This window comes from Oscillibacter sp., assembly GCF_031978065.1.
Lineage (GTDB): Bacteria > Bacillota > Clostridia > Oscillospirales > Oscillospiraceae > Oscillibacter.
In genome coordinates, this window is the sequence record NZ_DALZCH010000118.1 from 1 (window position 1) to 9,399 (window position 9,399).

Here is a 9,399-nt window from a genome sequence, read left to right on the forward strand (position 1 = left end):
AAAAACCGGAAAGGCCGCCGTCATCGGCAAAATTTTTGACTTTGAATGCAGGGAGACGGGCCGCCCCGGACTTTGGCGCATGAGCATGGACCTGACGGACTACACCGGGTCCCTGACAGTGCAGAAAAACCTCACCGCCGCCGAGGCCAGAAAACTGGACGGAAAGCTGAAGCCCGGCATGTGGGTGGCGGTACAGGGGAAAATGGAGCCTACCTGGGACGGGAAGGACATCCAGATGGCCCCCTTCCTCATCCGTGCCGCCGCCCACAAGGAGCGGGAGGACACCGCTGAGGTAAAGCGGGTGGAGCTGCATCTGCACACCCGCCTGAGCAGCATGGACGCGCTGACCGACCCACAGGAGGTGGTTCGGCAGGCCATCCGCTGGGGCCATCCCGCAATTGCCATTACGGACCACGGCGTGGCCCAGTCCTTTCCGGACGCGTGGCATGCCGCCGGGGACAAAATCAAGATTCTCTACGGCATGGAGGGGTATTTCATCAACAATCTGGACGACCGGGTGGCCGTCCACGGCTTGCAGGACTGCCCCCTTGACGGAGAGTTCGTGTGCTTCGACATTGAAACCACGGGCCTCAAGGTGATGCGGGAGGCAATTACGGAAATCGGCGCGGTAGTGCTGAAAAACGGGGAGATTACCGACCGGTTCCAGACCTTTGTGGACCCGGAGCGGCGGCTTACGCCGGAAATTATCGGCCTTACGGGCATTACCGACGAAATGCTTCGCGGCGCGCCCAAGCTGAAGGTCGCGCTGGCGGACTTTTTGAAATTCGTGGACGGCCGCCCGCTGGCGGCCCACAACGCGGAATTTGACATCGGCTTTATCAGGGAGGGCTGCAAAAAAACGGGACTCTCTTTCCAGACCACCTATATTGACTCGCTGATTCTGGCCCAGAACCTGTTGCCAAAGCTGAACAAGTACAAGCTGGACATTGTGGCGGAGGAACTGGATCTACCTGCCTTCAACCACCACCGGGCCAGCGACGACGCGGCTACTGTGGGCTATATGCTGATTCCCTTCTTTAATATGCTGAAGGAAAAGGGGGTTGCCAATCTTCAGGGAATCAACCCCGAGATGGAAAAGCTGCGGCCCCTTGGAAGCAAGTCCAACCGCTTTCCGAAGCACATTATCCTGCTGGCAAAAAACAAGGTAGGTCTAAAAAATCTATACAAAATCATTACCGCGTCCAACCTCAATTACTTCAAGCGGGTTCCCACGGTGCCGAAAACTCTGCTGAATCAGCACCGCGAGGGCATCATTGTGGGTGCGGCCTGCGAGGCGGGCGAGCTGTTCCGCGCCGTGGCGGACCACAAGGACTGGGACGAGCTCAGGCGCATCGCATCCTATTATGACTATCTGGAAATCCAGCCGGTGTGCAACAACATGTTCATGCTGCGAAACGGGGACGTGCAGTCAGAAGAAGACCTGCGGGAGCTGAACAGGACCATCGTGCGGCTGGGCGAAGAAATGGGAAAGCCTGTGTGCGCCACCGGAGACGTGCACTTCAGGGAGCCGGAGGACGAGGTATATCGCCACATTCTGCTGGCTTCGAAAAAATTCCCCGACGCGGATGCAAGCCTTCCCATCTATTTCAAGACCACCGACGAGATGCTTGCGGAATTCTCCTATCTGGGGAAGGAAAAGGCATTCGAGGTGGTAGTGACCAATCCCCGGGCCGTGGCGGACGGCGTTGAAACATTTGAGCTGCTGCCAAAAGACCTCTATCCTCCACGCCTTGAAAACTCCGAGGAGGATTTGAACCGCATGGTTTGGGAAAAGGCCCGCCAGCTTTACGGCGAGGACCTGCCCTCGCTGGTGGAGGACCGCCTGAAGGTGGAGCTGGGCAGCATTCTGGGAAAGTACGACGTGGTGTATATGTCTGCCCAGAAACTGGTGCAGCGGTCACTGGAAAACGGATATCTGGTTGGTTCCCGAGGCAGCGTTGGCTCGTCGCTGGTGGCCTATATGTCCGGAATTACGGAAGTCAACTCCCTGCCGCCCCACTACCGCTGCCCCAAATGCAAACATGTGGAGTTTATACAGGACGGGTCTTTTGGCTGCGGCGCGGACATGCCGGACAAGGATTGCCCGGCGTGCGGCGAAAAATACGTGAAGGACGGGTTCGACATCCCCTTTGAAACTTTTTTGGGCTTCGGCGGCGGAAAGGTCCCCGATATCGACCTGAATTTCTCCGGCGAGTATCAGGCCAAGGCCCACAGGCATGCCATTGAGATGTTCGGAGAAAAGCAGGTGTTCCGTGCCGGTACCATCGGGACACTTGCGGAAAAAACCGCCTACGGCATGGTCAAAAAGTATTTGGAAGAGAACGGGATGACGGCGGGCCGGGCGGAGGAAAACCGACTGACCACCGGCTGCGTGGGCGTTCGGCGCACCACGGGCCAGCACCCGGGCGGACTTGTGGTGGTGCCGGACGACATGGAAATCGAGGATTTCTGTCCCGTTCAGCACCCGGCGGACGACCCGGAGAGCGACATTATCACCACCCATTTTGAATACCACTGCATGGAGGACAATCTCCTGAAGCTGGACATGCTGGGGCACGACGATCCCACCATGGTGCGCATGATGGAGGACTTGACCGGCGTGGACCCCCGCTCCATTCCGCTGGACGACGAGGAAACCATGTCCATCTTCATCTCCAGCAAAATCTTAGGCTATGAACACGACGACGTGGTGGGAGAGACGGGGGCCGTGGCTATCCCGGAATTTAATACACGGTTTACTCGCCAGATGCTGGTGGACACCCACCCGAAGGATTTTAACACGCTGGTGCGTCTCTCCGGCTTTTCCCACGGCACGGACGTGTGGCTGGGCAACGCCCGTGATTTGATTCTGGACGGGACCGCCTCCGTTTTGGAGACGGTGGGCTGCCGCGACGACATTATGCTTTACCTGATTTCGATGGGCGTGGATGCGGAGCTGAGCTTTAAAATCATGGAGTCCGTCCGAAAAGGCAAGGTGAAAAAGGGTGGATTCCCGGACGGCTGGGTGGATATTATGCGGGAGCACGACGTTCCCGAGTGGTATATCGATTCCCTTGCAAAAATCGGCTATCTGTTCCCCAAGGCCCACGCCGTGGCCTACGTTATGATGGCGTTTCGTATCGCGTGGTACAAGGTTCATGAACCTCTGGCGTTTTACGCCACGTTTTTTACCGTCCGGGCCAAGGCGTTTGACGCGGAGTATTGCTGCGCGGGTATGGACGCCGTGAAGCGGAAAATCCGGGAGATTGAGAACAACAAGGACGCCACGGCGGTGGAGCAGGATTTGATGACCACGCTGGAAGTGTGCTACGAATTTTATCTCCGTGGCTTCCACTTTGACACCATCAGCATTTACGAGTCTGAGGCCACAAAGTTTAAGGTGACGGAAAAGGGGCTTCTTCCGCCCTTTGCCGCAGTGCGGGGGCTGGGAGAGACGGCGGCGGCGGACACGGTGGAGAAGCGGAAGGGAAAGAGCTTCATTTCCATCGAGGAGTTTTCCATGTGCTGCAATAAGCTCTCTAAAACCCACATCGAGCAGCTCAAGAAGCTGGGGGCTTTTGCCGGTATGGCGGAAACCAGCCAGATTACGCTGTTTTAAAGGTGAAGATTCCCACTGGAGACGGAGGCTGCCTGTCAGCTTGCATCCGAGAAGGCGTGTCTGAGGATGAGGGATTCAGACCCTCACAAAGAACGAATTAGGCGTTGCATTGTGGAAGGCCGCTGCTTTAAATCAGCTTGGTTGAGATGAACCTAGCAAAGAAGCCGGATTTTCGGTGGGCTGAACGCCAAAAAGCGGCCTAAAACAAAACGATAAAAGAGATTCCCATTCCGGCAAGGCCGGAGTGGGAATCCCTTTTTATATGGCAAACATAGTATATGGCGGGCGGAATTACTTCGCCGCCTGTTTCTGAGCTTTTCTGAAATCACAGTCCCGCTCCAGTGGACAGCCCTCGCACTTGGGGGACCGGGCGGTGCAGGTGTCTCGTCCGAACAGCACCAAGCGATGACAAAAGTTGGAGGACTCCCGCGCAGGGAGAACCAGCCGGAGCTGCCGTTCCACCTGAAGGGGGTCTTTACTGCCGTCCGTGATGCCGAGACGACCGGTGATGCGAATACAGTGGGTGTCGCAGACGTAGGCGGGCTGGCCGTACACGTCTCCCAGAATCAGGTTTGCCGTCTTCCGGCCCACGCCGGGAAGGGCCGTCAACTCTTCCATCGTGGCGGGGACCTTTCCGCCGTGCTCCAAAATCAGCTTTTGGGCACAGGCCACAATGTCCCGGGCCTTGCTGTTGAAAAAGCCGCAGGAGCGGACGTACTGTCCAACCTCTGCCGCGTCCGCCTCCGCAAAGCTCTGAAGGGTTGGAAACCGGGTGTACAGGGCCGGAGTAACCTGATTGACCCGGGCATCGGTGCACTGGGCGGCAAGCCGCACGGCAAACAAAAGCTCGTAATCCTTTTCATAGTTCAAAGAGCACAGCGCGTCGGGGTAAATGCCCTTCAGCGTTTCGATGATGCGCTTGACCGCCGCCTTTGCCTTCATGCCGCTTCCTCCTTTTGCACTAAAACCGACTGACTTCGCACCAGTATAGCGCGTTTGGCGGCGCTTGGCAACCAATTTTCTATTATAATGATCCTTTTTCGGGGGTAATAGCGGAAAAGCGGACGTTTCCATGCGGAGATGATTTTGTATTGCGGCGGGAAGGCGGGGTGTGCTATAATAGCCGCAGAGCGGAGCCTGCTCTTTTCCTTTACAGTACGTTTTTGATACTGAACCGCTCTATTTCCGAGAGAAGCCATAGCTGGTGCGTAAGGTCCGCCAGCTCTGCCATGCACTCGGAGTCCTGCACGGTGATGAGGGCCGCACAGCGGCGGTACATGGCGTCCGCGCTGTCTACCAGACTGTGCTGCGCCGTGATGTGGAGATAGGTCTGGCGCTTGGACCAGTCCTCATAGCTTTGGGTGAGAAGCTTTTTTGCATCCTGCCAGTTTTCGGCGGAGATGGCTTCTTCCGTTTGCTCCAACTGGGACTGCCAGCGGGTCACGTCCCGCTCCATGGCGCGGCAGTTCAGCACCGAGACGGTCAGAATCGCCGCCAGAAGAAAAATGGGGATCAGCCACGATTTCATTTGGAGTTCTCCTTTGGAATGCAGTTGATATTTCCGCCCCCGTCAAGGGTCAGCAAGAAAATATCTCGGTAGTCTTTCAGGCCCTGTCGGCGCACCTGTTTTTTCAGCCAGTCCATTGTTTTTTCGCACAGCTCAAGATTCCGGGAAATGAGCCGCCCGTCGTTCACCAGAACTACGGGGAGGGAGATACTGTCTGCCGCTTTTACGCCCAGATCGTCCGCCGACGGCGGCTGGGTTTGAGGCCAGGGCAGGACCGAGAGCTGGCCGGAGTTTTCTAGAATCGCGTATTTTACGTCTTTGATATCGCAGATGCCCTGCCCACGCAGCTCTTCCAGCAGCTCGTCGATGGTGAAGCGGTTTTTCCGCATCGCGTCCTGCCGGAGCTTGCCGTGGTCGATGAGTACGGTGGGAGACCCGCACAAAAGCCGACGGATGCGCAGGGAATAAAGAGACGACTGGCTTAATAGCATGGAGAGAGACAGCAGTGTTAAAATCGGGATGATGCCTGAGAGCAGAGGAATTCCAAAATCCTGCATGGGCACTGCGGCCAGATCCGAGAGCATCATGGTCAGCACCAGCTCGCTGGGCTCCAACTCGCCGATCTGTCGTTTGCCCATGAGCCGCAGCCCGGCGGTGATGAAAAAATAGAGAATCACAGTCCGCAAAAACGCGGTGGCCATAAGCACATACCCCCTTTCTCTCAGTATTTACCGGAAGAAGCGGGCGTATGCGGCGAAAAGGGTTTTGCCTGCCGGAAAATGGCCTATATCTCAGTTTAGCGTGCCGCCGAAGAGGCGCGGGTCAAAGCGGACGAAGAATAGGATGCGGCCCAACGATGGGAACCGGCAATCTTGAACAGCGGATAAGGCTCCGTCCGAAGACGGGGATTATCATAAATCGTTCCAAGTCGCAGAAGGAGAAAGGAGGCTTACGGGGAACCCCGTCAAAAGCGCCATGTGCCCACAGGCTGAGCCTGCGGGATAACGAGGAGAGGGGAGTATCGAGAATTCGGCGGATGCCCCTCCGCATCCACGGATGTGTCACGCAGTTGCGAAATATGCGGGCGACCGCAAAACAAAAAGACTGCGACCGTGGGAAAAGCGACAAATCGTCTGCGCGTTTGTCCTTTTGATATCCGGCCCCGGTGACCGGGACCGGCAGATGCTTCGCGGTCTTTTGGCCTGCGAAAGACAAATTGAATATCAGGAGGATTATCATTTATGTGTGGAATTATCGGTTATTCGGGCGGCGCACAGGCCGCCCCGATTTTGCTGGACAGTCTGGAGCGGATGGAATACCGGGGGTACGACTCCGCCGGTGTGGCTGTACGGTCAGAAACACAGGGCCTTCAGGTGAGAAAGTCTAAGGGACGGCTGAAGGTTCTCAGCGATATGCTCCATGGCGGGGTCGATCTGGAGGGGACTCTCGGTGTGGGCCACACCCGCTGGGCTACCCACGGAGAGCCCAACGACGCGAACGCGCATCCCCACGTCAGCGAGAGCGGGAACATCGCGCTGGTTCACAATGGCATTATTGAAAACTATATGGAGATTAAAGAGCATCTCCAGAAGCTGGGCGTTAAGTTCGCTTCGGATACCGACTCGGAGGTGGTGGCTCAGCTATTGGAGTTCCACTACAACGAGTGCCATAATATGTTGGAGGCCGTGGGCCGCGTGCTGCGGCGCATTGAGGGCTCCTATGCTTTCGGCATCATCTGCTCCGACTATCCGGATGCGCTGATTGCCGCGCGGAAGGACAGCCCGCTGATTCTGGGCTATGGCAAGGACTGCAATTTCATTGCCTCCGACGTGACGGCAGTGATTAAATACACCCGGGATGTGGCCTATATGGACGACGGGGAAATTGCAGTGGTGACACCCCGGGGCATCGACGTGTTTGACGGCGAGCTTGTCCCCGTGGAGAAAACCCGCCGCACCGTGGACTGGGACGTTTCTGCCGCTGAAAAGGGGGGCTATCCCCACTTCATGCTCAAGGAGATTATGGAGCAGCCGGAGGCCGTTCGCCGCACTGTCTCTCCCCGCATTCGGGAGGGCAGGGTTGTGCTGGACGACGTGAAGTTGACCCGAGAGTATGCAGAAAACATATCCCGCATTTTTATTATTGCCTGCGGCTCCAGCTATCATGTGGGAATGGTAAGCAAATATATCTGGGAGAAGCTTCTGCGCTGTCCCGTGGAGGTGGTGCTGGCCAGCGAATTCCGGTACTGCGACCCGCTGGTGGATGAGCGTTCTCTGGTGGTGGTCATCAGCCAGTCCGGCGAGACGCTGGACACCATGGCCGCTATGCGGGAGGCCAAGCGCCGGGGCGGGCGGACGCTGGCCATTGTCAATGTGGTGGGTTCCTCCATCGCCCGGGACGCGGACGACGTGTTTTACACCTGGGCGGGTCCGGAAATTGCCGTTGCCACCACCAAGGCATATTCTACCCAATTAGCCCTGATGGATTTGGTGGGGCTGTATCTGGGCGATTTGCTGGGCACGGTTTCAAACGAAGCGTATGCCGCCGCCATGGAGGGCATTCAGTGCCTGCCCCAACAGATGTCGGCGCTTTTGGAGGACACAGAGGACGTGAAATATTTTGCATCCCGGTACTTCAATCACGACTCCATCTTCTTTATCGGACGGAATCTGGACTATGCCATGGGCATGGAAGGGTCCCTGAAGCTGAAGGAAATCAGCTATATTCATTCGGAGGCATATGCCTCCGGTGAGCTGAAGCACGGCACCATTTCTTTGATTGAGCCGGGGACGCTGGTGGTGGCGCTGGGAAGCTATGCGCCGCTGTTCGACAAGGCCATGAGCAACGTGGTGGAGGTAAAAGCCCGAGGGGCGGAGGTGCTGGCCCTGACCACTGTCCGTCACAGAGAAAAAATGGAGAAGACGGCAGATGCTGTGCTTTCCGTGCCGGAGACGGCGGAGATGCTTCAGCCCTCTCTGGGCGTGCTGCCGCTCCAATTGTTTTCCTATTACGTGGCGTTGCAACGGGGATGCGATATTGATAAGCCCCGGAACCTTGCGAAGTCTGTCACCGTAGAATAATTGCTAAAATATATGAAAAGCGCTTCCCGCCTGTGGCGGGAAGCGCTTTTTGCCGGCTGAGAGCATCCTACATCAGTCCAAACGTCCGCAGCAGGAAGGTCCAGCAGAAAATTGTGAAGATGGACGTCACTGTGGTGGAGCAGACCAACTGGCCTGCAAGAGGCCCGTCGGCGCCCATGGCCACGGCCATGGGGTAGGAGGCCACAGCCGTGGGTGCGGCAAAGAAAATCATGAGCGCGCACAGCGCCCCGTCCCGAAAGCCCAGAGCGATGCTCAAAGGCAGGAAAATCAGAGGAATCACCACCATCCGGGCCAGCACCACCAGAATCAGTGTGCGGCGGTTGGAAAGAGTCTGACCCAGGTCCAGACTGACGCCCAGAGAGATGAAGGCGATAGTGGTGGTGACACCCGCCACGTCGCTGACCACGGTATAGAGAAGGTCCGGAATCCGGATATTCAGGGTCAGCAGCGTCAGCGCCAAAAGCGTTGCGATAATCATGGGGTTTTTAAGTATAGAGAGAAACAAATTTTTCAGGTCAGCCTTCCCGGAGCGGTTCAGCTCCAGAATCAGCGTGGAGAAAATGTTTACCAGCGGCACAATCAGCGCCCCGAACAGGGCAACAATGCCGATGCCCGCGCTGCCTGAGCCAAAAATAGAGGTTCCAACCGCAAGCCCAAATAAAATGTAATTGGGACGAATCATCGCTTGGCCCACCGCCGCGGCACTGTCTCCGTCCGGAAGCAGTTTGCGGGGAAGAAGCAAGCCGGCCACGAAAAAAAGAAGCAGTATGCACAGCAGTACATACAGAAAACCCCATCCGTCAAAATGGTGAAGCACATCGGACTCATAAATATTTTTAAACAGCAGCGTGGGCATAAACAGGCGGAAGCATAGACCGTCCACCTTTCGCATGGTGGGCCGGTCCACCACCTTATATGTTCGGACCAAAACACCGATTCCCATAAACAGTGCCAGAGGAAGAACGACGCGCAACGCCGTCATAAAGTTTTCAAACACGGTGAAGCCTCTCCTTTGCGTAATACATCTTATAAAGTGCCATGAAATTCACATGAAATCTATCATAACACCTTTGCCGCCCTGCCGCAACCACCTTTCTCCAGAAGAAGAAAAAAGTTCTTGACAAACGGAATGGGGTATGGTAATCTAACAAAGCTGTCCGGGAGGGCGGCGG

6 protein-coding genes are annotated in these 9,399 nt (G+C 56.5%); 2 read left to right on the plus strand and 4 right to left on the minus strand.

What is annotated here, in order from left to right:
- Window positions 1-3,619: PolC-type DNA polymerase III (locus tag RTK01_RS14205; RefSeq protein WP_312281600.1), on the plus strand; the 3,619-nt coding region annotated here is incomplete at its 5' end.
- A gap of 291 nt (window positions 3,620-3,910) precedes the next feature.
- On the opposite strand, the gene nth is transcribed toward RTK01_RS14205, so the two are convergent.
- The 3 genes from nth to RTK01_RS14220 all read right to left on the minus strand — a co-directional run bounded on the left by nth (window position 3,911) and on the right by RTK01_RS14220 (window position 5,827).
- A complete protein-coding gene (gene nth / locus RTK01_RS14210) occupies window positions 3,911-4,561 on the minus strand; it encodes an endonuclease III (protein WP_312281601.1) in 651 nt (216 codons plus the stop codon).
- A 208-nt stretch (window positions 4,562-4,769) separates the two neighbouring features.
- Window positions 4,770-5,147 carry a DUF4363 family protein gene (locus RTK01_RS14215; RefSeq protein WP_312281602.1) on the minus strand — a complete coding sequence of 126 codons (378 nt, stop codon included), beginning with the start codon at window positions 5,145-5,147 and terminating at the stop codon, window positions 4,770-4,772.
- Window positions 5,144-5,827 (minus strand): DUF421 domain-containing protein, encoded by a 684-nt coding sequence (locus RTK01_RS14220; RefSeq protein ID WP_294857226.1) that lies wholly within the window; start codon window positions 5,825-5,827, stop codon window positions 5,144-5,146. Before RTK01_RS14220 ends, RTK01_RS14215 begins: the two co-directional genes overlap by 4 nt.
- Window positions 5,828-6,367: 540 nt before the next feature.
- Here RTK01_RS14220 and glmS point away from each other — a divergent pair.
- Entirely contained in the window at window positions 6,368-8,206 is a 1,839-nt protein-coding gene (gene glmS, locus RTK01_RS14225; RefSeq protein ID WP_312281603.1) for a glutamine--fructose-6-phosphate transaminase (isomerizing), read from the plus strand.
- A 67-nt stretch (window positions 8,207-8,273) separates the two neighbouring features.
- On the opposite strand, the gene RTK01_RS14230 is transcribed toward glmS, so the two are convergent.
- Window positions 8,274-9,224, minus strand: a complete 951-nt coding sequence (locus RTK01_RS14230) for an AEC family transporter (protein ID WP_312281604.1) — start codon at window positions 9,222-9,224, stop codon at window positions 8,274-8,276.
- Between the last annotated feature and the right edge of the window lie 175 nt (window positions 9,225-9,399).

Bases quoted from the DNA above. Each gene is read 5' to 3' on its own strand.
- nth (WP_312281601.1), bottom strand. From the start codon at position 4,561: ATGAAGGCAAAGGCGGCGGTCAAGCGCATCATCGAAACGCTGAAGGGC.
- RTK01_RS14215 (WP_312281602.1), bottom strand. From the start codon at position 5,147: ATGAAATCGTGGCTGATCCCCATTTTTCTTCTGGCGGCGATTCTGACC.
- RTK01_RS14220 (WP_294857226.1), bottom strand. From the start codon at position 5,827: ATGGCCACCGCGTTTTTGCGGACTGTGATTCTCTATTTTTTCATCACC.
- glmS (WP_312281603.1), top strand. From the start codon at position 6,368: ATGTGTGGAATTATCGGTTATTCGGGCGGCGCACAGGCCGCCCCGATT.